22 protein-coding genes and 1 pseudogene are annotated in these 23,314 nt (G+C 66.6%); 7 read left to right on the top strand and 16 right to left on the bottom strand.

The features are described 5' to 3' along the window. Positions 1–37 precede the first annotated feature (37 nt). From flgM to ACM2ZB_RS04365, 3 genes are all read left to right on the top strand, one after another. The gene (gene flgM / locus ACM2ZB_RS04375) at positions 38–343 is read left to right on the top strand and encodes a flagellar biosynthesis anti-sigma factor FlgM (RefSeq protein ID WP_313440368.1); all 306 of its coding nucleotides are present in this window, start codon (positions 38–40) and stop codon (positions 341–343) included. Continuing rightward, on the top strand, positions 340–678 hold the full coding sequence (locus ACM2ZB_RS04370) for a flagellar protein FlgN (protein WP_416057598.1): 339 nt from the start codon (positions 340–342) through the stop codon (positions 676–678). Before flgM ends, ACM2ZB_RS04370 begins: the two co-directional genes overlap by 4 nt. A gap of 91 nt (positions 679–769) precedes the next feature. Continuing rightward, positions 770–1,987: an ATP-binding protein gene (locus ACM2ZB_RS04365; RefSeq protein ID WP_416057597.1), complete on the top strand. Its 1,218-nt coding sequence runs from the start codon at positions 770–772 to the stop codon at positions 1,985–1,987. 111 nt (positions 1,988–2,098) lie between these two features. Here the strand turns inward: ACM2ZB_RS04365 and ACM2ZB_RS04360 are convergent, their stop codons facing one another. Together ACM2ZB_RS04360 and ACM2ZB_RS04355 are read right to left on the bottom strand one after the other, a co-directional pair. Further along, complete coding sequence (locus ACM2ZB_RS04360) at positions 2,099–3,874, bottom strand: EAL domain-containing protein (protein ID WP_416057596.1); 1,776 nt, start codon at positions 3,872–3,874, stop codon at positions 2,099–2,101. 4 nt (positions 3,875–3,878) lie between these two features. Beyond that, positions 3,879–5,981 carry a PAS domain S-box protein gene (locus ACM2ZB_RS04355; RefSeq protein WP_416057595.1) on the bottom strand — a complete coding sequence of 701 codons (2,103 nt, stop codon included), beginning with the start codon at positions 5,979–5,981 and terminating at the stop codon, positions 3,879–3,881. Between the two features lie 144 nt (positions 5,982–6,125). Between ACM2ZB_RS04355 and ACM2ZB_RS04350 the strand changes: the two genes are divergently transcribed. Continuing rightward, positions 6,126–8,864 carry an EAL domain-containing protein gene (locus ACM2ZB_RS04350; protein WP_416057594.1) on the top strand — a complete coding sequence of 913 codons (2,739 nt, stop codon included), beginning with the start codon at positions 6,126–6,128 and terminating at the stop codon, positions 8,862–8,864. Between the two features lie 105 nt (positions 8,865–8,969). Here ACM2ZB_RS04350 and ACM2ZB_RS04345 read toward each other — a convergent pair whose 3' ends face one another. The 8 genes from ACM2ZB_RS04345 to ACM2ZB_RS04310 form a co-directional block, all read right to left on the bottom strand. Next, entirely contained in the window at positions 8,970–10,076 is a 1,107-nt protein-coding gene (locus tag ACM2ZB_RS04345) for a GAD-like domain-containing protein (protein ID WP_416057593.1), read from the bottom strand. A 121-nt stretch (positions 10,077–10,197) separates the two neighbouring features. Continuing rightward, positions 10,198–10,725: a hypothetical protein gene (locus tag ACM2ZB_RS04340; protein WP_416057592.1), complete on the bottom strand. Its 528-nt coding sequence runs from the start codon at positions 10,723–10,725 to the stop codon at positions 10,198–10,200. A gap of 150 nt (positions 10,726–10,875) precedes the next feature. Further along, positions 10,876–11,091 carry a hypothetical protein gene (locus ACM2ZB_RS04335; protein ID WP_416057591.1) on the bottom strand — a complete coding sequence of 72 codons (216 nt, stop codon included), beginning with the start codon at positions 11,089–11,091 and terminating at the stop codon, positions 10,876–10,878. A gap of 98 nt (positions 11,092–11,189) precedes the next feature. Continuing rightward, the gene (locus ACM2ZB_RS04330; RefSeq protein WP_313440388.1) at positions 11,190–12,380 is read right to left on the bottom strand and encodes a methyl-accepting chemotaxis protein; all 1,191 of its coding nucleotides are present in this window, start codon (positions 12,378–12,380) and stop codon (positions 11,190–11,192) included. 163 nt (positions 12,381–12,543) lie between these two features. Continuing rightward, a complete protein-coding gene (gene hflD, locus ACM2ZB_RS04325) occupies positions 12,544–13,158 on the bottom strand; it encodes a high frequency lysogenization protein HflD (protein ID WP_416057590.1) in 615 nt (204 codons plus the stop codon). Continuing rightward, the gene (gene mnmA, locus ACM2ZB_RS04320) at positions 13,155–14,297 is read right to left on the bottom strand and encodes a tRNA 2-thiouridine(34) synthase MnmA (RefSeq protein WP_313440392.1); all 1,143 of its coding nucleotides are present in this window, start codon (positions 14,295–14,297) and stop codon (positions 13,155–13,157) included. The genes hflD and mnmA overlap by 4 nt, the downstream gene beginning before the upstream one ends. Continuing rightward, a complete protein-coding gene (locus ACM2ZB_RS04315; protein ID WP_313440394.1) occupies positions 14,294–14,755 on the bottom strand; it encodes an NUDIX hydrolase in 462 nt (153 codons plus the stop codon). The genes mnmA and ACM2ZB_RS04315 overlap by 4 nt, the downstream gene beginning before the upstream one ends. 1 nt (position 14,756) lies before the next feature. Beyond that, positions 14,757–15,245 (bottom strand): hypothetical protein, encoded by a 489-nt coding sequence (locus ACM2ZB_RS04310; RefSeq protein WP_416057589.1) that lies wholly within the window; start codon positions 15,243–15,245, stop codon positions 14,757–14,759. Positions 15,246–15,357: 112 nt separating this feature from the next. Here ACM2ZB_RS04310 and clpS point away from each other — a divergent pair, with 112 nt between their 5' ends. Beyond that, positions 15,358–15,684, top strand: a complete 327-nt coding sequence (gene clpS, locus ACM2ZB_RS04305) for an ATP-dependent Clp protease adapter ClpS (protein ID WP_313440398.1) — start codon at positions 15,358–15,360, stop codon at positions 15,682–15,684. Positions 15,685–15,786: 102 nt separating this feature from the next. Here clpS and ACM2ZB_RS04300 read toward each other — a convergent pair whose 3' ends face one another. After that, positions 15,787–16,599, bottom strand: coding sequence for an APH(6) family putative aminoglycoside O-phosphotransferase (locus tag ACM2ZB_RS04300; RefSeq protein ID WP_416057588.1), 813 nt, complete (start codon positions 16,597–16,599; stop codon positions 15,787–15,789). Between the two features lie 139 nt (positions 16,600–16,738). Between ACM2ZB_RS04300 and clpA the strand changes: the two genes are divergently transcribed. Then, positions 16,739–19,021 (top strand): ATP-dependent Clp protease ATP-binding subunit ClpA, encoded by a 2,283-nt coding sequence (clpA, locus tag ACM2ZB_RS04295; protein WP_313440402.1) that lies wholly within the window; start codon positions 16,739–16,741, stop codon positions 19,019–19,021. 75 nt (positions 19,022–19,096) lie between these two features. On the opposite strand, the gene ACM2ZB_RS04290 is transcribed toward clpA, so the two are convergent. The 4 genes from ACM2ZB_RS04290 to ACM2ZB_RS04275 form a co-directional block, all read right to left on the bottom strand. Then, on the bottom strand, positions 19,097–19,486 hold the full coding sequence (locus tag ACM2ZB_RS04290; protein WP_416057587.1) for a hypothetical protein: 390 nt from the start codon (positions 19,484–19,486) through the stop codon (positions 19,097–19,099). A gap of 202 nt (positions 19,487–19,688) precedes the next feature. After that, positions 19,689–19,907: a translation initiation factor IF-1 gene (gene infA / locus ACM2ZB_RS04285; protein ID WP_005409596.1), complete on the bottom strand. Its 219-nt coding sequence runs from the start codon at positions 19,905–19,907 to the stop codon at positions 19,689–19,691. Positions 19,908–19,993: 86 nt separating this feature from the next. Next, entirely contained in the window at positions 19,994–20,734 is a 741-nt protein-coding gene (aat, locus tag ACM2ZB_RS04280; protein ID WP_416057586.1) for a leucyl/phenylalanyl-tRNA--protein transferase, read from the bottom strand. Positions 20,735–20,815: 81 nt separating this feature from the next. Next, the gene (locus tag ACM2ZB_RS04275) at positions 20,816–21,940 is read right to left on the bottom strand and encodes a GNAT family N-acetyltransferase (protein WP_416057585.1); all 1,125 of its coding nucleotides are present in this window, start codon (positions 21,938–21,940) and stop codon (positions 20,816–20,818) included. A 456-nt stretch (positions 21,941–22,396) separates the two neighbouring features. On the opposite strand from ACM2ZB_RS04275, the gene ACM2ZB_RS04270 reads away from it, so the two are divergent. Beyond that, a complete protein-coding gene (locus ACM2ZB_RS04270; protein WP_416058628.1) occupies positions 22,397–23,173 on the top strand; it encodes a hypothetical protein in 777 nt (258 codons plus the stop codon). On the opposite strand, the pseudogene ACM2ZB_RS04265 reads toward ACM2ZB_RS04270, so the two are convergent. Further along, positions 23,127–23,258 (bottom strand): annotated as a pseudogene (locus tag ACM2ZB_RS04265) (peptidogalycan biosysnthesis protein); the annotation flags it as partial. The gene ACM2ZB_RS04270 and the pseudogene ACM2ZB_RS04265 sit on opposite strands and share 47 nt — an antisense overlap. Positions 23,259–23,314 lie beyond the last annotated feature (56 nt).

Here is a 23,314-nt window from a genome sequence, read left to right as displayed (position 1 = left end):
CCGTTATCCCTTGTGAACGGCAACTCCAGGACACCCCATGAGCCAGAAAATCGACGGCAACCTGCAGGTCCCCCAGGCACTGCGCAGCGTAACGACCCCGGCCAGCAAGCCCGGCGTCAGCGGCGATACGCCGGCGCGCCCGGTCGAGGCAGCAGACAGCCTGCGCCTGACCGGCGAAGCCACCAACCTGCAGGCGCTCGAGCGCGAACTGAGCACCGCCCCGGCCATCGACGCCCAGCGCGTTGCTGCCGTGCGCGAATCGCTGCAGAACGGCACCTACAAGATCAATCCGGACGCGATCGCCTCGCGCATGCTTGAGCTGGATCAGCAGCTGCACGGATGACCGCGGCGATGAGCGAGCCGCTGCAGCGCCTTGCCCAGGCCCTGGACGTTGAACGCCAGGCCCTGGTCGAGCACGACGTGCACGCCCTGATCCGGGCCACCGGTGCCAAGCTGGAAGCGCTGCGTGCGCTGGAAGGCGCACCGCCGGTCGGGCAGGGCGAGCAGCTGCAGGAACTGGCCGAACGCAACCGCGCCAACGGCGTGCTGCTGTCGCGGCGCCGCCGCGAGGTCAACTGGGCGCTGCGCCAGATGGGCCGTACCGAAGAGGCCTCGGCCTACGACGCCAAGGGCCAGTCGCACACGGTCACCGCCCGCAGGCCGCTCGCCGTCGCCTGACGGCCCCCGGCGGGGCCGGGCATTGCCGGCAGGCTCACGCCTGCCGCGCCAACGCGTATATTGGGCGCCTGTTCGCAAGCCCCGAGTCGCCGTGTCCGCCGCCAACGCCCTGGTTACCGCCCCCCTTCCGCCGCAGCCGGTGTTGCAGGCCCTGCTTGAACGCCTGCGCGAAGGCCTGCTGCTGTTCACCGAAGACGGGCAGGTGGCCCTGGCCAATCCCGCCGCGGAAAACCTGCTGGGCAGCACCGAGGGCGCCGCGCTGCCGCCACAGCGCCTGCGCGAACTGCTGCCCCCCGATGCCCTGGAACAGGCCCGCCTGCACGGCCAGTGGAACGGCAGCCTGCCGCTGGGCGAGGGCGTGGTCATCGCCCACCTGTACCACCACGGCCAGCCGGGCAGTGGCCATTACCTGGCCCTGTTCCGGCACATCGAAGGCCAGGAAGACTACGAACGCGAGCTGCAGCAGCGCCATGCGGAACTGCGCCAGGCCTATCTGCGCCTGAACGGCACCCAGGAAAAGCTGCTGCAGTCGGAAAAGATGGCCTCCATCGGCCAGCTCGCCGCCGGCGTCGCGCACGAGATCAACAACCCAATCGGTTACGTGCACTCCAACCTGGGCAGCCTGCAGGAATACCTGCGCAGCCTGTTCACCGTCATCGAAGCCTACGAGCGCGCCCTGCGTGCGCCGGACCCGAAGGCGTTGATCCCGGAAATCGACGATATCCGTGACCGCCTGGACATCGACTTCATCAGCCGCGACCTGCCGCAGCTGATGGCTGAATCGCGCGAGGGCATCGAGCGGGTGACCCGCATCGTGCGTGACCTGAAGGATTTCTCGTATTCCGGCCGCGACGAATCGTGGAAGCTGGTCGACCTGCATTCGGGTCTGGAATCGACCATCAACATCATCTGGAACGAGCTCAAGTACAAGGTGACCCTGCACCGCGAGTTCGGCCAGCTGCCGCTGGTGGAGTGCCTGCCGTCGGAGTTGAACCAGGTCTACATGAACCTGCTGCTCAACGCCGGCCACGCCATTGCCGAACGCGGCACGATCACCGTGCGTACCGGCGTGGATGGCGACACGGTGTGGGTGGAATTCGAGGACACCGGCGGTGGCATTTCGCCGGAACTGCGCCAGCGCATCTTCGATCCGTTCTTCACCACCAAGCCGGTGGGCAGCGGCACCGGTCTGGGCCTGTCGATCTCCTACAGCATCATCAACAAGCACCACGGCCGCATCGACCTGGACAGCACGCCCGGTGTCGGCTCGCGCTTCCGCGTGGTGCTGCCGATCAAGCAGCCGCGCTGACATCGCTTCTGTAGAGTCGAGCCATGCTCGACTGCTTTTTGCTTCTGTAGAGTCGAGCCATGCTCGACTGCTTTTTGCCGCAGTCGAGCATGGCTCGACTCTACAGGTGGGTCACCGCAGCGGCGAACGATCCTCACCCGCATCCCCGGCTTCCACCGCCGCCGGCCCGGCGTTGCTGCGGCGCTGTTCCTCGTACGTACGGAACGCCTGGTGGATGTGCTTGCGCAGCTCGTCGTCGTTCCACGGCTTGGTCAGGAACCGGTAGATCGCGCCGCGGTTGATCGCGTCGGTCACCGTGTTCAGATCGGTGTAGCCGGACAGCACCAGGCGGATCGTGTCCGGGTACAGCATCTTCACCCGGCCCAGGAATTCGGTGCCGCTCATGTCGCTCATGCGCTGGTCGGACAGGATCACCTGCACGTCGTTGATCGCCAGCAGGTCGAACGCATCGCGCACGTTGCCGGCGGCCAGGATGCGGTAGCCATCGCGGCGGAACAGGCGCACCAGCGAACGCAGCACGTTCTCTTCGTCGTCCAGCAGCAGCAGGGTGCGGTCCGGCCGGGTTTCGGCGAAGGCTTCCGGGCGCAGGTAGCGGCGGCGCAGGGTCATGCCGGCGGCATCGGCCGACATCGGTTCGCCGAACAGGTAGCCCTGGAACACATCGCAGTCGTTGCGGCGCAGGAAGCCCAGCTGGGCCTGCGATTCCACGCCATTGGCAATCACCGTCATGCCCAGCTGGTGGCCCATGGCGATGATCGCGCGGGCGATGGCCGCCTCGCGGTTGCCGGCCGGGGCGCTCTTGATGAAGCTGCGGTCGATCTTCAGCTTGTCCACCGGGTAGCGCACCAGCGCGCTCAGGCTGGAATCGCCGGTGCCGAAGTTGTCCAGGCTCAGGCTGATGCCTTCGTTGCGCAGATTGGCCAGGGTTTCGTGCACGAAGTTGACGTTGTTGGTCAACGCGCTTTCGTTGATCTCCAGCGTCAGCATGGGCGCCGGCACGCCGGCCGCCTGCATCAGCGACATCACCTCGGCGAAGAAGTTCGGCCGCAGCAGCTGCAGGGTCGACACGTTCACCGCGATGGTGAAGTCATCAAAGCCCTGGTCGCGCCACAGACGGGCCTGCTTCAGGGCGCCTTCCAGTACCCAGGTGCCGATCTGAACGATGATGCCCAGTCGCTCGGCGGTGCGCATGAAGCGCTCCGGCACCAGCATGCCCAGGGTCGGGGACTGCCAGCGCAGCAGCGCCTCCATGCCCACCACGTGGCCATCGCGGGCGCTCACCAGCGGCTGGTAGCGCAGCTTCAGTTCGCCATTGGGAATGGCATCGACAATCTGCCGGGCGATGATGCTTTCGCTGTGCGCGCTGGGCGGCGTGTCCACAGCGTGGATGCGCACCGCGTTGCCGCCTTCGCGGGCGGCCTGGTACAGCGCATCCTCGGCATGGTCGAGCAGGCGCGAGGCATTGCTGGCGTGTTCCGGGCACAGGCTCACGCCCAGCTTGCCGGTCATGAACAGCGTGTACGGCAGCACCGACAGCGGCAGCTCCATCTGCTGGCGGATCTCTTCGGCGAAGTCTTCCGGCAGCGGCAGATCGGTGGTACGCGGTACGGCAATCAGGAATTCATCGCTGCCGTGGCGCCACAGCTTGCCGCGCCCGCGCAGGTAGGACTGCAGGCGCTGGGCCACCAGTACCAGGGCCTGGTCGCCCACCTCGGCGCTCATGTTCTCGTTCACCGATGCGAAGTGGTCGATATCCACGTGCATCAGCATCAGCGGTGTGCCACCGGAGGCGGCGTCGGTGACCATGGCCTGCAGCTCGGGATTGCCCGCGCCGAGGCGATCGGGGGCGTCATCGATGCTGACCAGGGGCATGTTGGGATTCCACATGGGCTCAGTATTCCGGGGACTCGGCGGCGGCCGCAGTGGCCGCCTGGTAAGGAAGATGGACGTCGACCAGGGTGCCGGCGCCATGCGCCGACTCGATGCGGACATGGCCGCCCACGCTCTGCGCGCGTTCGCGCATCACGATCAGGCCCAGGCCGCGCGGGCCGTCGGGATCGAAGCCCTCGCCATCGTCGCGGATCAGCAGGTGCAGGCCCCGCTGATCGACATCGCGCAGCTGCAGCTGCACCTGGCTGGCGCGGGCATGGCGCAGTGCGTTGGTCAGGCTTTCCTGGGCAATGCGGAAGCAGGCCTGTTCGATGCTGTTGTCCGGCCGGGTGGGCAGGTCATCGATCTCGGCCAGCAGCTCGACCGGCGAAGAACGGAACAGCACGCGGGCCTGCCAGCTCAGCGCGGCTTCCAGGCCCAGCGCATCCAGCTGCGGCGGGCGCAGCAGGGTGGAAATGTCGCGCAGCTTGGCCACCGTGGTGTCGGCCAGGCTGACGATCTGGGCCAGGTCCTCACCTCGGCGCTGGGCATCGTCTTCATCCTGCGCGGCGTAGGCGGACAGCTTGATGGCGGTGATCGCCTGGCCGATGTCATCGTGCAGGTCGCGGGAAATTGCCCGCCGCTCGTCTTCCTGCAGCGAGAACAGGCGGCCGGCCATGGCCTGCAGTTCGCGGTTGCTGGTTTCCAGCGCGCTGCGCGTGCGTTCGGTTTCACTCAGGTCGCGCACGATCAGCAGCTTGCAGTCGCGCCCGCCGTAGCGCACCTCGCCCACGGCCAGTCCGGCATGGAAGCGGCGCCCATCGGCGCGCCGCATCACCGCCACACTGTTGTGGCCGGGGCTGTGCTGCGGCTGCCCGACGCGGAGCTGCGCGCGCACCCGGTCCAGTTCGGTGGCGTCCACCAGCGCGGCCAGCGGCTCGCCCAGCAGGGTGTGGCTGCCATAGCCGAACAGGCCCGCGGCCCAGGCATTGGCGTACAGCACGTGTTCCTCGGACAGGATCACCACGCCGTCGGGCAGCACCCGCACCAGCTCGCGGAACTGCTCTTCACGCTCGCGCAGCAGGCGCCGCGACTGCTCGCGTTCGGTCACGTCCTGCAGGGTGCCCAGCACGCGCTCACGACCGGCCTCGTCCATGCCGCTGGTGGCGCGCAGGTGCACCATCAGCGCTCGCCCATCCATCGACAGCAGGGGCAGCAGTACATCCACCTGCACCGGCTGGCCGGCACAGAGTTCGACCAGCAGCTGTTCGGTCTGGCTGGCCGTGGCCGGGTCGGCCGGTACCAGCAGTTCATCAAACCGGTGCCAGCGGCGGGCCTCGGGCGGGCGCCGGCCCAGCAGGCGGTAGACCTGGTTGGAGTAACGGCCCAGGCCGCTGGACGGGTCCAGTTCCCAGGCGCCGATGCGGGCCAGTTCGTGGGCCTCTTCCACCCGCGCCAGCGCCTGGTCGCGGCGCAGCTGGGCCAGATCCTCGGCGGTGCGGTCGATGGCGATCAGCAGGCGCGCGTTGCGGCCGTCGTAGTCGATGGCATTCGAGCGCAGCTCCATCTGCCGCTGGCTGCCATCGCGCAGCTGCAGCTGGGTGCGCAGGATGCACAGCTGGTCGGGCGCCTCGCGGATCGCCTCCAGCTTGGTCTGCAGCGCCTGGTCCTGGCCCGGCGGCCAGAGGATCTCGATGGTCTGCTCCAGCAGTTCGTCCCGCTCCCAGCCGAAAGCCAGGCAGGCGGCTGGGTTGGCGTCCAGGATGGCCAGACTGTCCAGGTCGTAGACCAGGATCGGCCCCGGGTTGCCCTCGAACATCTGCCGCAGGCGCAGTTCCGAGCCCTGCAGCCGGGCGTGGGTGCGCAGCACATGCTCGGCCAGTGGGCGCAGCAGCAGGTACAGCAGGCCTGCGCTGGCAAAGGCGAAGAAGGCGTCCTTCACGGTCTGCCAGAACGCCAGCTGCTGCGGGTCTGGCACCAGGGCAGCCATCGCGCCATCGGTGGCAATCATCCAGGCCAGCGCCAGCACCAGGTAGCTCAGCACCACCCGGCGGCGGTCACGACCCAGCGCCTTCGCCATCTGCGGGTCGGGGGCGGGGGCAGTGCCGGTCGGTTCTGCAGGCATGGGCAGGGCGGAAAGAGGGCAGGGAGAGAGGGGCGCCGGCCATCTTACCGCGCAGGTGTGCCCTGGCCACTCAATTATCCGCCGGACCCGCCGTTAACCACTGCGTGCCCTGCTGTCGGGCGTGTCATTCCGGAGCTAGATCGCGTGGACCAAGGGATCATCGCCAGCCTGCTGCAGCATCCGCTCGCCTCGGCGCTGGTCATCGTCGACCGCGGCGGGCGTCCGCTCGCGGCCAATCCGGCCGCGCGCGAACATGGCCTGCCAGCGACGGTGGCCGCCTATGCGCCGATGCTGGAGGACCTGCGCCTGCTGGCGGCCGACGGCGGCATCGTCGCCTGCACCCTGCCGGGCGGCCCGCGCGGCCACTACGACGGGTACCTGCGCGCCGTACACGATGGCAGCGGCAACCTGCTGGCCTTCACCCTGAGTGTGCCCGAGCCGGTGCCGGTCGATGCCGGCGGGCGCTGGGAACTGGCGCTGGACAGCGCCGGCCACAGCCTGTGGGACTGGGATATTCCCAGCGACCGGGTGGTGCGCACGCCCTCACTGGTGGATGAGACCGCCACCGCCATCCTGTCGCGGGTACACAGCGACGACATTGGCGACGTGCGGGCGGCGCTGGACGAGCACCTGCGCGGCCACAGCGAGCAGTACAGCGCCCAGTTCCGTTTCCGCCAGGAAGATGGCCAGTGGCGATGGGTGCTGGACCGCGGCCGCGTGGTCGCCCGCACTGCTGACGGCCAGCCGCTGCGCATGGTCGGCACCCATACCGATATCGAACAGCAGAAACAGCTGGAAGCCCTGCTGCAGGAGCAGCAGCTGCACCTGAGCGAAGCCCAGCGCATCGCCAGCATGGGCAGCTGGTCCTTCGACCCGGGCAGCCACCGCTTCTGGTGGTCGCCCGAGCTACGCTCGCTGCTGGCCCTGGAAGCAGGCGAGGTGCCTGGCCAGCGGCGCTGGCTGAAGCAGCTGCACCCGCGCTCGCGTGGCGCGCTGCGCGCGGCCTGGCGCCGGTTGTGGCGCGATGGACGCGCCGCCAACCTGGAACTGGAACTGACCCGTGGCAGCGAGCCGTCGCAGCACCTGCGCCTGTGGATGCAGCCGCTGCTGGACATGGATGGCCATCCCAAGCGCCTGCTCGGCCAGGTGCAGAACATCACCGAACAGCACCAGACCGACGCGCTCATCCGCTGGCGCACCGAACTGCTCAACCGCGTGTCCGCGCTGGGCCGCATCGGCGGCTGCGAGATCGAGGTCCGCACCCGGCACATGCAGTGGACCGAGGAGTGCTATCGCATCCACGGCCTGCGCAAGGAACCGATCACCCTGGACCAGGCGCTGGCCCTGTACACCGAGGATTCGCGCGCCCACTTCGAGGCCGCGCTGGGCCGGATTGCCGGCGGTGGCCTGCCCGAACAGCTGGACCTGTGCTTCTACCGCCAGTCCGGCCTGCGCGTCTGGGTGCAGGTACTGATCGAACTGGACCGCCGCGATGGCCTGCCGGCCCGCTTCGTGGTGCTGTTCCGTGACATCACCCGCGAACGCGAAGCCAACGAGCGCATCGAGCTGCTGGCCCATTACGATCTGCTGACCGGCCTGCCGAACCGCGTGCTGCTGGGCGAGCAGACCGCCGAAGCCATCGAGGAGGCGCGCGACCGCGGCACCTCGCTGGCCATGCTGTTCATCGACCTGGATGGCTTCAAGAACATCAACGACAGCTTCGGGCATGCCACCGGCGACGCGCTGCTGAAGGCTGCCGCCACCCGCCTGCACCAGAACCTGCGCAACAACGACCTGTTCGGCCGTTTCAGCGGCGATGAGTTCATCGTCGTCCTGCGCGATCTGGCCGAGCCGGAAGACGCCGGCCACGTGGCGCGCAAGCTGATCGGCTCGCTGGCCGAGCCGCTGCGCCGTGGCGACACTACCTTGAAGGTGGGTGCCAGCGTGGGCATCGCCATGTTGGGCGATACCCAGACCGATTTCGATTCGCTGCTGCGCGCCGCCGATGCGGCCATGTACGCGGCCAAGGAAGCGGGTCGCAACACCTATCAGTACTACAGCCAGGACGCACTGGCGCGCATCCAGCGCCGGCTGGAAATCGAGCACGGCCTGCATGGCGCGATCGAGCGCGAGGAATTCAGCCTGGCCTACCAGCCGCTGCTGCACGCCCACCACGGCGAGCCACCGGCCATCGAAGCGCTGCTGCGCTGGCATCGACCCGGCATCGGCTACTGCAGCCCGGCCGAGTTCATTCCCATTGCCGAAAAGTGCGGCGAGATCGTGCGTATTGGCGACTGGGTGCTGGCCGAGGCCTGCCGCCAGGCAGCGGCGTGGGATCGCGCCGGTCTTCAGTTCGACCGCATCGCGGTGAACGTATCGGCGGTACAGCTGCGCGACCGCGGCTTCGCCGAGCGCGTGATCGACATCTGCCACGCCCATGGCTGGCCGCCGCAGCGGCTGGAACTGGAGCTGACCGAATCGGCGCTGATCCGTGACACCGATATCCTGCGCCACTGCTTCGACGTACTGGAGCGGCACGGTGTGCCGCTGGCGGTGGACGACTTCGGTACCGGCTTCTCCAACCTCAACTACCTCAACCGCTTCCCGGTAGGGCGCCTGAAGATCGACCGCAGCTTCGTGCAGGGCATGCTGCACGACGCCGGCACGGCGGAAGTGACCCAGGCCATCGTCCACCTGGGCCACGCCCTGGGCATGAAGGTGGTGGCCGAAGGCGTGGAAACGCAGCAGGAAGAGGCCATGCTGCGCCGCCAGGGCTGCGATGAGATCCAGGGTTACCTGTACTCGCGCCCGCTCAGCCCGCGCGACCTGGCGCAGTGGTTGCGGCAGCAGCACGCCAGCCCCGCTGTCGCCCTGGTACGTTGACGGTAGCGCCGGGCCATGCCCGGCGAGTGGTGGTGGGTGCCGACCGTTGGTTGGCACTGATCCGGGCGCTCGCGCTCATCCACGCATGGCGTGGATCTACCTGTGTCAGGTATCCCGCCGGGACGGCGGGTTCCTCGTTGCGGCCGCGGCAAGGGATTTCAGCTCAGCGAGGCGGTCCCGCTTCACCAGATGCGCCGCCTTCCAACCACCTTCGGACACCGCGGGCGAAAAACTGTAGATCTCATTTGGAGCCAATGGCCCCAGTTGGTCACGTGCATGCGCATGCAGGGGCTGCTCATCGTCGTCGGTGGCATCAAGATAGGGCCCATCAAGGGCCTCCAGCAGGAACGCCAGTTCCTGGTTGCGCTCTGCCGCATCGGCGGGGCCTGGCATATCCCAATGTGTCGACGCGTGTCCGCTATGCGGGTCGATGCTGATCTGCGTGGAGGTGTTCTCCCCACACAACAGAATCTGGCCGAAAGTCGTCACCGCGTAGACATGGAAAATATCGGCGCCTTCCATCGGAGTGCCCTGCAGGAACACGGTAGCGACCTCCGCATACAGATGGGGATCGACCAGGACGAGCTTGTCATCGCGATAGCGAGCCAGCCCGTCGCGTCGCCACAGCGCCAGCAGCAATCCTGGCAGCTTGCCTTCCGACGCTGCAAGGGCCGCTTCGGAAACAGGTTCCCCTTCGCTGCTCGCAGCGAAATCCTGCATGAACCTGTCGAAATCGACCTCTGCCGCCGTCACGCCGGCGCTCGGTTCGGCCAGGGAGTTCGAACCCAGGTTGATGGGCAGGTAGTCCAGGAAGTTCAACATCGCCTCGGCCTGTGCCAGGTCCGGCGTCGCCTCGTCCGTTGTGATGGTGCTCGCCTGGCTTCCGGAGACCAGCAGCATCGTCCCCGCTGAAAGCCCGTTCCATGCGTCGTCCAGAACAAGGTAACGCTGCTCCGTCTCGCCGGAATCATCGTCAAGGATGATGACTGGCGGTCCGTCCTGCAGGCAGGCCAAGGAGACCTCGACCGTTGCATCGATTGTCCCGGCCTCAGGGTCATTCACATCCATCGGCGCGGGATAGGGGTGCTGGAACTCTCCAAATGCCTGGGTCGCCTGCCGAAGTGCCTGCAGCGAATCGAGATCCAGAACGAGAGGTGCCGCGGCAACAGGAAGCTGCAGAGCGATTGAAAGGCAGAGGGCGGCGTTGCTCATCGGGCTACAGGTTGCTCTGGTTGGTATTGGCCGTACACCATGAAGGGCGCCTTGACCAAGGTCCATGCAATTAGTCCGAAACTGCGTGAGGGCCGCGAAGCCCCCCAGCCACAGCGTGAATCTACCGCCGCGGGTCAACGAACCCTCGCGGAAACTCCGAGCGCACCCGCGCCCGCACTACCTCCACTACGTTGGCATAGCGCTTGCGCTGGATGTAGTAGCCCATATAGAAAATCAGCGGGCACACCAGCATCGGCCACGCCATCGGGCGCACCAGGATGATCGGTACCACCAGTACGGTCAGGACCAGTGCGAACCAGCTGCAGCGCCCGATCACGCGCACCTCGCGGCGGCGCTTGTCGACCACCAGCAGGCCGCGCATCAGCGCGAAATAGCGCCCCCCGAAGTTTGGCGCGAAGCTCTCACGGAAGGCTACGCTGCCATCGGGCAGGGCATGGAATACCAGGCGCATCCATTTGTCGATCGGAAGATCGTGTTCCAGCCCGGCCAGTGACAACTGGCTCAACTCGGCCGGCGAGGCGGCAATGCGCTGGTTGAACAGGACGATGCCTGTGCCGAAGAAGAACGGGGCCCACCTGAGCAGCAACAGGACTTCGATCAGCAGCAATGCGATCAGGGCGATGGCCATCGGTCTTCCATGAACGGGACCGGGGGATCATGCCACAGCGGCTGTGGCACTATCACGCCGCGTAACACCAGTAGATCCACGCCATGCGTGGATGGTGTCGGGACTGGGGGATCATGCCATGGGTGGGGCCCATCCACGCATGGCGTGGATCTACTTCAGCGCGTCACCATCCAGCCCAAGGTCCCAGGCCATCCCCAGCAGCTCACCGGCAGGCGCCGGCGGGGCAGGGCGGGCATCGGCCAGCTGCTGCAGTTCCTGGATCTCTTCGCGCGCCACATCTTCCAGCTGTTGCAGCTGCTCGCGCACGCCCGGGTTGCGCGGGCGTTCGTTGGGGTCGATCGGGGGAAGGGCGCGGATCAGGGTCATGGTGCGCGGGGCAGGGGCATCCAACGGCAGGTTACAGGCAAAGGCCCCGGAATGACCGGGGCCTTGCGGGCTGCCGGAAAAGGCAGCGGACATCTGGATCAGAACAGCTCGACCGTACCGGCGCCCATGTTCTGCTGGGCAACCGGCTTGTGCGGCGGGCGTTCCCATTCGCTGCGCAGTTCACGCAGGCGGCTACCGGTGCGCTGCAGGGCGGTGGCGATCTCTTCGTCGAACACGCCGCCATTGCGGTGCAGCAGTTCCTGCAGGGCCACCGCTTCGCGGTTGATGGCGGTCAGGCGGTCCAGGTGGGTGTGCACGCCGCCCAGGGCCTGGGTGGCGATGTCTTCGAACTGCAGGGCGCGCACGGCTTCGGCCACGCTGCCATCGATCGAACGGGCGCAGTCGGAGACTTCGCGCATGCCATCGCCCAGCGAGGCATTGATCTGGGCCACGTTGTCCAGCATCGCCGCCGCTTCCTGGCGCGCTTCGCGTGACCGGTCCATATCGCGCGATGCCATGTGCGAGACCGTCTCGCGCACCTTGGCAATGGCGTCCTTGGAGCTGTGGGCCAGCTTGCGGATCTGTTCGTTGAAGGTGGTCGAGCGCTCGGACAGGTTGCGCACTTCGTCGGCCACCACCGCAAAGCCACGACCGGCTTCACCGGCACGGGCCGCTTCGATGGCTGCGTTCAGCGCCAGCAGGTTGGTCTGGTCGGCAATCGACTTGACGTCTTCCAGCAGGGCGAAGATGCCGTCCAGGTGCTGGGCCATCTGGTCGATGTGCTGCACGGTGGTGCTGCTCTGGCCACTGACCTGTTCCAGCGCTTCCACCAGCTGTTCCATGCGGTTGCTGGCATGCTGGGCGAAGCGGGCGACGTCCAGGCCGGCGCTGCCTTCGTCACCGGCGCGGTCGACGATGCGGGACAGGGCCTGGCTCTGCTGGCGCGACTTGCGGTTCATCGCATCGAAGCTGCCACCCAGGCTGGACACTGCCTGGCGGATCAGGTCGCGGGCACGTTCCACTTCGCTGCGGGAACCGTCGATCTCATTGCCGACGAAGCTGCGCAGCTCTGTCAGCAGCTGGTCCTGCTCACGCAGGACACGGGTATGTTCCGGGGAGCGATGTGCCTGGGCGCGGGTGGTCCACCACGCGAAGCCGAGCCAGCTCAGCGTCATCGTGGTCAGGATCGCCCAACGCAGGGCGGCTGGCCATTCGAAACCGATGGCGAAGGGGAGCAGCAGGGTCAGGGCCAGGGGGGCGGCCAGACGGATGAAAATGCGTGAGTACATGGACGTTCTCGGGAGGTGCACGGAGGATGTATCGGCCGTACCCCCTTTCTCTTTAACGTCGATGTGCTTTCTGAATGCGCCGGATTTCCGACGCTCAGGTGCGTCAGGGGTCAGAGCCCTTTCCAGTACCCGGAAAGGGATCCGACCCCCCGGCGCCAGACCCTCAGGCCAGCTGCCGGTCCACGGCCTCGGTCATGGCCTTGCGGCTGAGCAGGAAGTCCCAGTAGCTGCCGCCCAGCTGGCGCCACAGCACCGCCGAACGCACGGCGGCCAGCAGCAGGGCGCGGATCTCGGCCACCACACCGGGCTGGCCCAGGTAGTGCGGGTTGCCCTGCACCATGACCCGCGGCTTGAGGTGGCTGATGGTGTCCGCGTACAGGCCGCCCAGGTTGGCCAGCACGTCCGGGTGGCCGCTGTCGCCCAGCTCGGCGGCCTGGCGCTGGGCGCGCTCGATGCCCGAGGCGACCTTGTTCACGGTGGCCCCATCCTGCACGAAGCGGCGCTCCAGCTGCAGCACCGACAGGGCCAGCTTGGGCAGGATCGGGTCCTGGCCCTGGTTGCGGAAGTAGTTGTGCAGCAGGCGCAGGCCGGATTTCAGTGCGTGGCGGTCACCGAACACTTCCTGCGGCGAGGCGGCATCGATGCGGAACACGCTGTCCACGGCGGTACGCACCGCGGCGGCGTCGGAATGGCCGGTATCGGCGATACGGCGTACCTGCTGCAGGGCCTGGGCAATGCCGGCCAGAGCCAGGACGCGGTCGTCGACAGTGAAACTCATGCAGCGATTACCTCAAAAGGAGAAGGGGTGGTGCGCAGGCGCTGTTCCAGCGGCGCATCGGTGGCGGCGATCACCGCGCCACCCAGGCACACATCACCGTCATACAGCACCAGCGACTGGCCAGGGGTGACGGCGCGCTGCGGCCGCGCGAAGGTGACCAGCACGCTGCCATCGTCCAGCACCTCGACCGTACACGGCTCGTCCGGCTGGCGGTAGCGGGTCTGGGCGGTGCATTCAAAGCGCCGGGCCGGCGGCGCACCGGCAATCCAGTGCGCGGTTTCCGAACGCAGGCGCTCGGACAGCATCCACTTGCTGTCCCGGTCCTGGTCCACGTACAGCACGTTGCTGCCCACATCCTTGCCCACCACATACCACGGGGCGGCGGGGCGGCCACGCACGCCGCCGATGTTCAGGCCCTCGCGCTGGCCCAGGGTGAAATAGAACACGCCGGGATGTTCGGCGATGACGCTGCCATCGGCCGGGTCCAGGATCTGGCCGGACCGGGCCGGCAGGTAGCGGCCCAGGAACTCGCGGAAATCGCGCTCGCCGATGAAGCAGATGCCGGTGGAATCCTTCTTGGCGTGGGTGGGCAGGCTGACATCACGGGCGATCCGCCGCAGGTCGGTCTTCTCCAGGTCGCCAATCGGGAACAGGGTCGCGGCCAGCTGTTCCTGCCCCAGCTGGTGCAGGAAGTAGCTCTGGTCCTTGGAACGGTCGGCGCCGCGCAGCAGCAGCCACTGGTGGCCGCGCTGGGCCACGCGGGCGTAGTGGCCGGTGGCGATGCGCTCGGCGCCCAGCTCGCGGGCGGCGTCCAGGAAGTGCTTGAACTTCACTTCGCGGTTGCACAGCACGTCCGGGTTGGGGGTGCGGCCAGCGGCGTACTCGGCCAGGAAATGCTCGAACACACCCTGCCAGTACTCGCTGGAAAAATCGCGGAAGTGGAAGGGGATGCCGAGCAGGCCACAGACGGCCACCGCATCGCGGCGGTCATCCTCGGCCCGGCAGTCGCCGCTGCCATCGTCGGCCCAGTTCTGCATGAACAGGCCGGCCACGGCCTCGCCCTGCTGCACCAGGCGCCAGGCGGCCACGGACGAATCCACGCCGCCAGACACGCCAACCATTACCCGTGGGCTGCTCATGCGACCTCCCGGACCAGAGAAAGCGGATGGCGCTGGCCGGCCAGGTAGTCGGCCACCACCTGCCAGACCAGCGGGCTGCGCAGGCGCTCGCCGGCGGCCTGCAGCTCGTCCGGGGACAGCCACAGCGCGCGGTCGATACCGGTATCCAGCGGCTGGTCCGGGTCGTGGGCGATGGGGCGGGCGGCGTAACAGAAGCGCAGGAAGGTGGTGCCGTCACCGGCGGTCCACTGGTAGCAGCCCACGAAGGCGGTCAGTTCCACCGTCCAGCCGGTTTCCTCGCGGGTCTCGCGCAGGGCGGCCGCGGCCAGGCTTTCGCCTGGCTCCAGGTGGCCGGCGGGCTGGTTCAGCACCTGCCGGCCGTCGATGGTTTCTTCCACCAGCAGCACGCGGCCGCCGTCGACCACCACGGTGGCGACGGTGGCATGCGGTGCCCAGCGCGGGTCCTGCACAGCGTTCAACTCAGAGGTCGTCCTTCTTGGTCAGCTCCAGCTCCATCGCATCGGCGGTGCGGATGGCCGCGTCGATGGCGTCACTGAGCTGGTCGGGGCTGGCATCGGCGTCGATCTTGACCACGAACATGGCGGTCATGTCCTGCTTCACCCAGGCGCCCATCTTGGCGTCCTGCGAATCTTCCAGCAGGCGATTGGCCACGGCCACCGGGAACTGCTTGGTCTTGGATACGTAGCCCGGCGACCAGATTTCGCGGATGTTGTGGCTGCCGAAGTCTTCCACCGCCGAACGCACGTAGACGATCTGGGTGCGATCGCCTTCAACGTCGAACACCATCTGGTAATCGCCGTCCTCGTCCACCTCGAAGGTGTAGCCCAGCTTTTCCAGGTGGCGGGCGATGCCGGCGTCGGCCTTGGCGCTGTCGGTGCCGGTCGCAGCGCCGGCGGTACCCGCGGCGGCCAGGGCGATCAGCAGGGCAGGCAGAAGGGTCCTTTTCATGAAAATCCTGTGAAACATTGTGGGAAGAGGGTGCAATTGTGACGGCGGGCGTGCGCGCCGTCCATTCTGCGGCAGGCCGACGCAGGGCCATCGCAGCCTCTATAATGTATGGATGCCCCGCGAGTCCTCCCCCGAATCCCATCACGAGCACGGCATTGCCGTGGAGCCCGCGCGCCCTGAAGTGGCGCCGCCGCCGTTCTACCAGGTGATGATCCTCAACGACGACTACACCCCGATGGATTTCGTGGTGGACGTCCTGCAGCAGTTCTTCAGCATGGACCTGGACAAGGCCACGCAGGTGATGCTGCACGTGCATACCCGCGGCCGCGGTGTCTGTGGCGTGTTCACCCGTGAAGTGGCCGAAACCAAGGTCGCCCAGGTCAACGAGTACTCGCGCATGAACCAGCACCCGCTGCTGTGCACGATGGAAAAGGCCTGAGCAGCCCCCCGGTAGAGCCGAGCCCATGCTCGGCTGCTGTTCGTCCAGGCATCCAGATCTCTGCCAGGAGCAGCCGAGCGCAGGCTCGGCTCTACAGCGGGATCACGCCTCCGCCAATGCGTCCAGCGCCATCCGTGCCACGGCCGTATCCACCTCGGCCGGGTCGCCATCATCCCTGAACCAGACCGCTGACAAGCCGGCGCTGGCTGCCACCCAGCGCAGCAGGCGCGTGCGCTCGATCCCGGCCAGCGCGCCCACCTGCGTCACCCGTGCGGCGAAGATGTCCGGCCGCGTGGCGACATGGATGCCCGGCCCGCACAGGTCCGGGTTGCTGAACAGCGTCGTGTAATCGAAGGCCCGGTCGCCAATCAGCCGCTTCGGGTCGATGGCCAGCCAGCCCCGGGCGCCGAAATCCAGCACGTTGTCATGGTGCAGGTCGCCGTGCAGGGGCCGCATCTCCTGCTGGCTGGCAATCAATGCCTCCGCCAGCAGCCTGCACTGTTCCAGCCATGGCGGCAGCGCGGCCCTTGGCTGCAGCAGATCGGCGAACCATCTACGGAGGGACACCAGTTCCTCTGGCGGCGCGCTCCGTGGCCGGTGCAGCCGCTGCAGGACCTGGCACAGGATCGTCGTGCAGGCTTCGTCCTGGCCCTGGATCGAACGTTGCCGCAGCGATTGGCCCGCGGCGCGCTCGATCAGGATCGCCGGCCCCTCGTGGGCCAGCAGCCGGGCGGCGCCGTCACCGTTCCACCAGCGCAGCAGGCGATGGCCGTTCTGCTCCTCCGTCTCCGTGCTCACCTTCAACATGGCCGCTTCGCCAGAGGCAGTCAGCACCGGCCAGAGCCGGGCATGGGGAGTACGGCTCGCAGGACCATCACGTCGCAATCGCCAGCGGCTCAGGTAGGGTTCGCTCATGGTTCCGTGGGCCTTCCTGGGGTGAACGATGATCAAGCGGTGGGTACTGCTAACGCCATCTGAACGCAGCAATCCGCTAGGGTGATGGAAATCGCGTAGTCAGGCCGCATATTGTCCCCATCTGCCGCCGGAGTAATCCATGTTCAGCAAAGACCTCGAACACACCATCGGCCAGTGCTACAAGCGCGCCCGTGAGGCCCGGCATGAATTCATGACGGTCGAACACCTGCTGCTGGCACTGCTCGACAACCCGTCTGCCCAGGCCGTCCTCAAGGCCTGTGGTGCCGACGCCGAACGCCTGCGCCAGGAGCTGGAGCAGGCCATCGAGGCCTCCGTGTCCCGCCTGGCCGAAGATGACGGCCGCGATACCCAGCCGACGCTGGGCTTCCAGCGCGTGCTGCAGCGGGCCGTGTACCACGTGCAGTCCTCGGGCAAGAAGGAGGTCACCGGCGCCAACGTGCTGGTCGCCATCTTCGGCGAAAAGGACTCCCACGCCGTCTATTACCTCAACCAGCAGGACGTGACCCGGCTGGATGTGGTCAATTACCTGTCCCACGGCATCGCCAAGCTGGGCGAGGAGGGCGAGCAGCCGTCCTCCCCGGAAGGCGAGAGCCGCATGGAAGGGGGCGAGGGCGAGCCCAAGGGCGATGCCCTGACCGAATTCGCCAGCAACCTCAACGAACAGGCCCGGGCCGGGCGCATCGACCCGCTGGTGGGTCGTGCCGACGAGATCGAGCGCACCATCCAGGTCCTGTGCCGCCGCCGCAAGAACAACCCGCTGTACGTGGGTGAGGCCGGCGTGGGCAAGACCGCCATTGCCGAAGGCCTGGCCCGTCGCATCGTCGAAGGCTCGGTCCCCGACGTGCTGGCCGACGCCATCATCTACTCGCTCGACCTGGGCGCGCTGGTGGCCGGCACCAAGTACCGTGGCGATTTCGAGAAGCGCCTGAAGGGCGTGCTGACCGCACTGAAGAAGGTGCCCAATGCGGTGCTGTTCATCGACGAGATCCACACCATCATCGGTGCCGGTTCGGCGTCGGGCGGCACCATGGACGCCTCCAACCTGATCAAGCCGGCCCTGGCCTCCGGCGAGCTGCGCTGCATCGGCTCGACCACCTTCCAGGAATACCGCGGCATCTTCGAGAAGGACCGGGCCCTGGCCCGCCGCTTCCAGAAGATCGACATCGTTGAACCGACCGTGGGCGAAACCTATGAGATCCTGCAGGGCCTGAAGTCCAAGTACGAGGCCCACCACGGGGTGACGTACTCCGATGAGGCGCTGCAGGCTGCCGTGGACCTGTCGGTCAAGCACATTGCCGACCGCCTGCTGCCGGACAAGGCCATCGACGTGATCGATGAGGCTGGCGCCCGCCAGCGCCTGCTGCCCGAAGGCCAGCGCAAGGAGCTGATCGACGTCGAGGAAGTCGAGGCGATCATCGCCAAGATGGCGCGCATTCCGGCCAAGCAGGTCAGCGCCACCGACAAGGATGTGCTGCAGCATCTGGAGCGCAACCTGAAGATGGTGATCTTCGGTCAGGACCCGGCCATCGGCACCCTGGCCTCGGCCATCAAGCTGGCCCGCTCGGGCCTGGGCAACCCGGACAAGCCGATCGGCAACTTCCTGTTCGCCGGCCCCACCGGCGTGGGCAAGACCGAGGTGACCAAGCAGCTGGCGCTGCAGCTGGGCATCGAGCTGGTCCGCTTCGACATGTCCGAGTACATGGAGCCGCATTCGATCAGCCGCCTGATCGGCGCGCCCCCGGGCTACGTCGGCTTCGACCAGGGCGGCCTGCTGACCGAAAAGATCGTCAAGACCCCGCACTGCGTGCTGCTGCTGGACGAAATCGAAAAGGCGCACCCGGACATCTTCAACATCCTGTTGCAGGTGATGGACCGCGGCGTGTTGACCGATACCAACGGCCGCGAAGCCAACTTCAAGAACGTAGTGCTGGTGATGACCACCAATGCCGGCGCGGCCCAGGCCTCGCGGCGCTCGATCGGCTTCACCAAGCAGGACCATGCCACCGACGCGATGGAAACCATCCGCCGCAGCTTCACGCCGGAATTCCGCAACCGCCTCGATGCGGTGGTGCAGTTCCAACCGCTGGGCTTCGAGCACATCCTGCGCGTGGTGGACAAGTTCCTGATCGAGCTGGAAATGCTGTTGCAGGAAAAGCATGTCAGCCTGTCGGCCACCCCGACCGCGCGCGACTGGCTGGCCCACCACGGTTTCGATCCGCTGATGGGTGCCCGCCCGATGGCGCGCATGATCCAGGACAAGGTGAAGCGTCCCCTGGCCGACGAACTGCTGTTCGGCAAGCTGGTCAACGGTGGCCGGGTCAGCATCGACGTGCGCGACGACGAGCTGGTGGTCGAAACCCACGCCGAACCCGAGCGCCTGCTGCCGGCAACGGTGGAATAAGGGTGCTGCCGGGGATTCCCGGTGGTTGCTGGATAGAGACAAGGGCGGCTTCGGCCGCCCTTGTTGTGTGTGCACTCAGCGGCTGCGCTGGCGCACCTTCTGCTTGAAGGTGGCCTCGTCGATGGCCTCGACCCGATCCACGGTGCAGCGGCCATTGTCGGTGCGCAGCTCGGTCTGGCCGGCGCTGCAGATCCGGCCCTGCTGGCCGTCGGTCACGAAGCTGAGCTTGCGCGAATAGGCGGCCTTGGAACAGTCGTCCTGGAAGTGCACTACGTAGTGATCCTGGCCGTTGCGCAGCAGAACATTGCGCGACGCGCCGGCGCGCACCAGCTGCTGGTCGCTGGCCAGCTGCAGGCAGTCACCTGCGGCGGCGGGGGTATCGGCCGCGCGGGCCGGAACGGCCAGCAGGGCGCTGGCAGACAGCATGATGGCGGCGAACAGGGCGTGCAGGGGGAGCGTGTTCATGGCGGGGCAGGGGTTGGCGATCCGGACTGGATCGGCTGCCACGATGCCTTGGCCGCTGCGAATGCGAATCTGCCTCAAGCACGGCTGACCGATGTCACGGTGAGTTCGGTCACGGTGACCTCCGGCAGGGCCGGATTACGGGCATGACAAAAGGCCAGCAACCAGGGCTGGCCTTGTCGGGGTGGCGCAGAGCGCCGACCGCTTACTTCATGCGGTAGGTGATACGACCCTTGGTCAGGTCGTACGGGGTCATTTCAACCTTGACCCGGTCACCGGTGAGGATGCGGATGTAGTTCTTGCGCATGCGGCCGGAGATGTGGGCGATGATTTCGTGCCCATTTTCCAGACGAACGCGGAAAGTGGTGTTCGGCAGCGTCTCGCTGACGGTGCCCTCGAACTCGATGGAATCGTCTTTCGACATGTAGTCCTGTGCGGTTCAGAAAACGGCCACGCTGGGCCTAAGGCGCAGCATTTTACGCGTCCTTCGCCCAGCTTGCAAAGTTTGTGTTAACCCCCGGTCAGATCACGGGCGGGCAGGCGTCCCACCGCCTGGGTCCAAGGGCCTTCACGCCCGTCCTGGCGCACGGACTGACGGACATGCTGCAGGAATTCCTCCCGTGGCAGGTGAACGGCGCCCATCGTGAGCAGGTGCGGGTTTTCGACCTGGGCGTCGATCAGCGCCCAGCCCCAGCCCTTCAGGGTCGCGGCCAGTGCCGCCAAGGCGATCTTGGAGCCGCCGCTGGCGCCGCTGAACATGCTTTCGCCGAAGAACACCGTGCCGATGGCCACCCCGTAGATGCCGCCCACCAGGGTCTGTCGGTCCCAGACCTCAAAGGAGTGGGCAAACCCCAGATCGTGCAGCTGGCTGTAGGCGCCCACCATTTCCGGGCTGATCCAGGTCCCGTCCTGGCCCGGGCGTGGCGCGGCCGCGCAGGCGCGCATCACCGCACTGAAGGCGGTATCGGCGGTGACTTCCCAGCTGCTGCCGCGCAGCTGGCGGCGGAAGCGGCTGGACAGGTGCACTCCATCGGTGCGGAACACCATGCGCGGGTCCGGCGACCACCACAGGATCGGCTCGCCCTCGCTGAACCACGGAAAGATGCCGCCGGCATAGGCGTTGAGCAGGCGCAACGGGTGCAGGTCGCCGCCCACCGCCAGCAGCCCGTCGGGTTTGCGCAGTGCGGTTTCGGCTGGCGGGAAGGGCGAATCCGGCTCGTCGGCCAGGCGCCAGGGCAGCGGGCGTGTCATGGGGGTGATTGTATGCGTCGTGGCCCCGCGCGAATGCCTTGGTTGCCGGGCCATTGGTAGATGCCAACCTTGGTTGGCGCGTCATCCGTCCGCGCGGAACGGGCTGTGCCCCATCAACTCCTGCTGGTACCGCCGCACATCCCGTCGTTCCTGGCGGCACCAGTCCTGCAGCGCCTCGGCAAAATCCGCATCGGCCACCCAATGCCGGCTGCGCACCAGCGTCGGCAGGAATCCCCGCGCCAGCTTGTGCTCACCCTGCGCGCCGGGCTCGAAGCGGGTCAGGCCCTCGCGCAGGCAGTACTCGATGCCCTGGTAGTAACAGGCTTCAAAGTGCAGGCCGGGCAGGGTGGCTCCGCCCCAGTAGCGACCGTACAGCGTGTCGCCCCCGCGCAGGCAGAGTGCCCCTGCAATCGGCTCGCCATCCTGCTCGGCCAGGAACAGTACCAGCCCGCGGCCAAGTGAAATCGCCAGATGGCGCAGGAAGGCGTCAGTCAGTGCGGGTGCGTTGCCGTATTCCAGGAAGGTCTGCAGGTAGAAGCGGTACATCGACTGCAGATCGGCGCGGCTGGCCTCATCGCCGTGCACGACCCGGAAGCTGATGCCCTGGCGGGTCACCTTGGCGCGTTCCTGACGGATGTTCTTGCGGTGCTTGTGGTCCATCGCTGCAAGGAACTGATCGAACGTGGCCCATTCGCCGGGGTTCTGCCACTGGAACTGGATGTCCTCGCGCAACAGCCAGTCATCGCCAAAGGCGGTCTCGTCATCGGCGGTGTGGAAGTTGATGTGGGCCGAGGACACATCCAGTGCCGGCAACTGCTCGCGCAGTGCCGACAGCAGGGTCGGGCGCAGCGAATCGTGACGGGTCAACAGGCGCGGGCCGGTCACCGGCGAGTACGGCACCGCGCCGAGCCACTTGGGGTAGTAGTCGCGGCCATGGCGGGCGTAGGCGTTGGCCCAGGCGTGGTCGAAGACGAACTCTCCATGGGAGTTCGTCTTCAGGTAACCGGGGGTGGCGCCAATCAGAGTGTCGCCCTCCCAGAGAGTGAAGTGCTGCGGCTGCCAACCCCAGTCCTCACGCAGACAGCCGTGCTCTTCCAGTCCAGACAGGAAGGCGTGGCTGAGGAAGGGATTGCGGCCATCGTGCAGGGCATCCCAGTCGGTGGCGGGAATGGCCTGCAGGGAGGTCAGGAAGCGGGTGGAGAACATGGAGGGAAGGATAGGGCAGGTGGGGTGTGAATGGTGTTGGCGCCATCAGGCTGGTTCGTATCGGCCATCCGAGTGAGATTTGCCGAGTGCCGTGAATGCTGTGCGGCGGGAAGTTCGCTCTGCTCTTGAACTTGTTTGGTAATCGCGTTGATGAGGTGGCGTACGGATTGAAACGGTCGAGTCAGAGGGTAAGCAGATGCGCCTCTATCGAGTCATGGAGGCTCAGGGCGGGTCAGGTAATCGCAAATCGCCCCGTTTTTCTACCTGCAGTGTCCGTGCGTGAAGGTGGTCGCTGAATCGAGGATGGAAGCTACGTCATAAGTGATCGCAATTGCCTCATAAGTGCCAGGGGCGTGCTGTTCTTCAACGCTGGTGCGAGACGCCGCCAGCAAATGTTTGTCAATGTCTTTGGGTGCGGATCTCCTGGCGCACCCATACCTGTTTCAAGGAGTTGACATGGACATCAAGCGTGCCTTTCGAAACGGCGGGCTGGCCTCGGTACTTGCCTGCAGCGTGGCTTGCCTATGCGCGTCCGCGAGCAATCCGCCGCCGCTTGGAGAGACCGACCCGGCGCTGGATCTCCTGCTGACGAGGAAGGCGCAGGAAATACTCGATGTCCATCGGTTGCGAGAATCCAAGCCGTTGGGTGCGTCCGTCACTGCCTCCGTCGACATTTCGCAGCGGAAAATGGTTATACGGTTCGGCCCTGGCATCCTGCCGCTGGAGGACGATCATTCTCTTGAAGAAATGGAGCAATACGTCAGGAATACTCTGGAGGGGTATGTTCTGCAGGCGGGCGTGGGCGAGGTTGAGATTGTCGTACTGTACGAGGGGAGGCTCTATTGGGAGCATTTCCCCCGAAGCGTCATCACTCCTCTTCAAGCGCTTCCTCGGCAGGCCGGGGGTTCAGTTCTTGTGTCTGCCAGTCACGGCCTCTTGCGCGTGCACCCTGGTTTGCAGTGGGAATTCCAGCGTCCCGAGCGGCATGGCATTCGCGAGGATCTGATCACACCAGGATACGCGGACGAACTTGCACGGCTTCTTGCGGATCGTGCTGATCTGACAGTGCATCGCGCCCGTCGCGTCGGAAATGACATTCATCCTGAGTCGATGCATCCCTGGCAGGAAATGTCGGCCCGATATCATCTCAAGAGCCTTCTGCCTGATCGGACAGATATCTGGCACCACGCAGGCAACCGTGTTCTTCCAGTTCAGACAGGAAGACGTGGCTGAGAAAGGGGTTGCGGCCATCGTGCAGGGCATCCCAGTCGGTGGCGGGAATGGCCTGCAGGGAGGTCAGGAAGCGGGAGGAGGGCATGGAGGAAAGGATGGGGCAGGTGGGGTGTGAATGGTGTTGGCGCAGCAGCTTGTGGC

The sequence above is a fragment of the Stenotrophomonas maltophilia genome (assembly GCF_047782825.1).
GTDB lineage: Bacteria > Pseudomonadota > Gammaproteobacteria > Xanthomonadales > Xanthomonadaceae > Stenotrophomonas.
The sequence above is the reverse complement of the archived record's forward strand: the minus strand, read 5'-3'. Positions and strand labels throughout refer to the sequence as shown.

Excerpts from the sequence above, each read along its gene's own strand:
- flgM (WP_313440368.1), top strand. The coding sequence starts at position 38 with ATGAGCCAGAAAATCGACGGCAACCTGCAGGTCCCCCAGGCACTGCGC.
- ACM2ZB_RS04370 (WP_416057598.1), top strand. The coding sequence starts at position 340 with ATGACCGCGGCGATGAGCGAGCCGCTGCAGCGCCTTGCCCAGGCCCTG.
- ACM2ZB_RS04360 (WP_416057596.1), bottom strand. The coding sequence starts at position 3,874 with ATGTGGAATCCCAACATGCCCCTGGTCAGCATCGATGACGCCCCCGAT.
- ACM2ZB_RS04355 (WP_416057595.1), bottom strand. The coding sequence starts at position 5,981 with ATGCCTGCAGAACCGACCGGCACTGCCCCCGCCCCCGACCCGCAGATG.
- ACM2ZB_RS04345 (WP_416057593.1), bottom strand. The coding sequence starts at position 10,076 with ATGAGCAACGCCGCCCTCTGCCTTTCAATCGCTCTGCAGCTTCCTGTT.
- ACM2ZB_RS04340 (WP_416057592.1), bottom strand. The coding sequence starts at position 10,725 with ATGGCCATCGCCCTGATCGCATTGCTGCTGATCGAAGTCCTGTTGCTG.
- ACM2ZB_RS04335 (WP_416057591.1), bottom strand. The coding sequence starts at position 11,091 with ATGACCCTGATCCGCGCCCTTCCCCCGATCGACCCCAACGAACGCCCG.
- ACM2ZB_RS04330 (WP_313440388.1), bottom strand. The coding sequence starts at position 12,380 with ATGTACTCACGCATTTTCATCCGTCTGGCCGCCCCCCTGGCCCTGACC.
- hflD (WP_416057590.1), bottom strand. The coding sequence starts at position 13,158 with ATGAGTTTCACTGTCGACGACCGCGTCCTGGCTCTGGCCGGCATTGCC.
- mnmA (WP_313440392.1), bottom strand. The coding sequence starts at position 14,297 with ATGAGCAGCCCACGGGTAATGGTTGGCGTGTCTGGCGGCGTGGATTCG.
- ACM2ZB_RS04310 (WP_416057589.1), bottom strand. The coding sequence starts at position 15,245 with ATGAAAAGGACCCTTCTGCCTGCCCTGCTGATCGCCCTGGCCGCCGCG.
- clpS (WP_313440398.1), top strand. The coding sequence starts at position 15,358 with ATGCCCCGCGAGTCCTCCCCCGAATCCCATCACGAGCACGGCATTGCC.
- ACM2ZB_RS04300 (WP_416057588.1), bottom strand. The coding sequence starts at position 16,599 with ATGAGCGAACCCTACCTGAGCCGCTGGCGATTGCGACGTGATGGTCCT.
- clpA (WP_313440402.1), top strand. The coding sequence starts at position 16,739 with ATGTTCAGCAAAGACCTCGAACACACCATCGGCCAGTGCTACAAGCGC.
- ACM2ZB_RS04290 (WP_416057587.1), bottom strand. The coding sequence starts at position 19,486 with ATGAACACGCTCCCCCTGCACGCCCTGTTCGCCGCCATCATGCTGTCT.
- infA (WP_005409596.1), bottom strand. The coding sequence starts at position 19,907 with ATGTCGAAAGACGATTCCATCGAGTTCGAGGGCACCGTCAGCGAGACG.
- aat (WP_416057586.1), bottom strand. The coding sequence starts at position 20,734 with ATGACACGCCCGCTGCCCTGGCGCCTGGCCGACGAGCCGGATTCGCCC.
- ACM2ZB_RS04275 (WP_416057585.1), bottom strand. The coding sequence starts at position 21,940 with ATGTTCTCCACCCGCTTCCTGACCTCCCTGCAGGCCATTCCCGCCACC.
- ACM2ZB_RS04270 (WP_416058628.1), top strand. The coding sequence starts at position 22,397 with ATGGACATCAAGCGTGCCTTTCGAAACGGCGGGCTGGCCTCGGTACTT.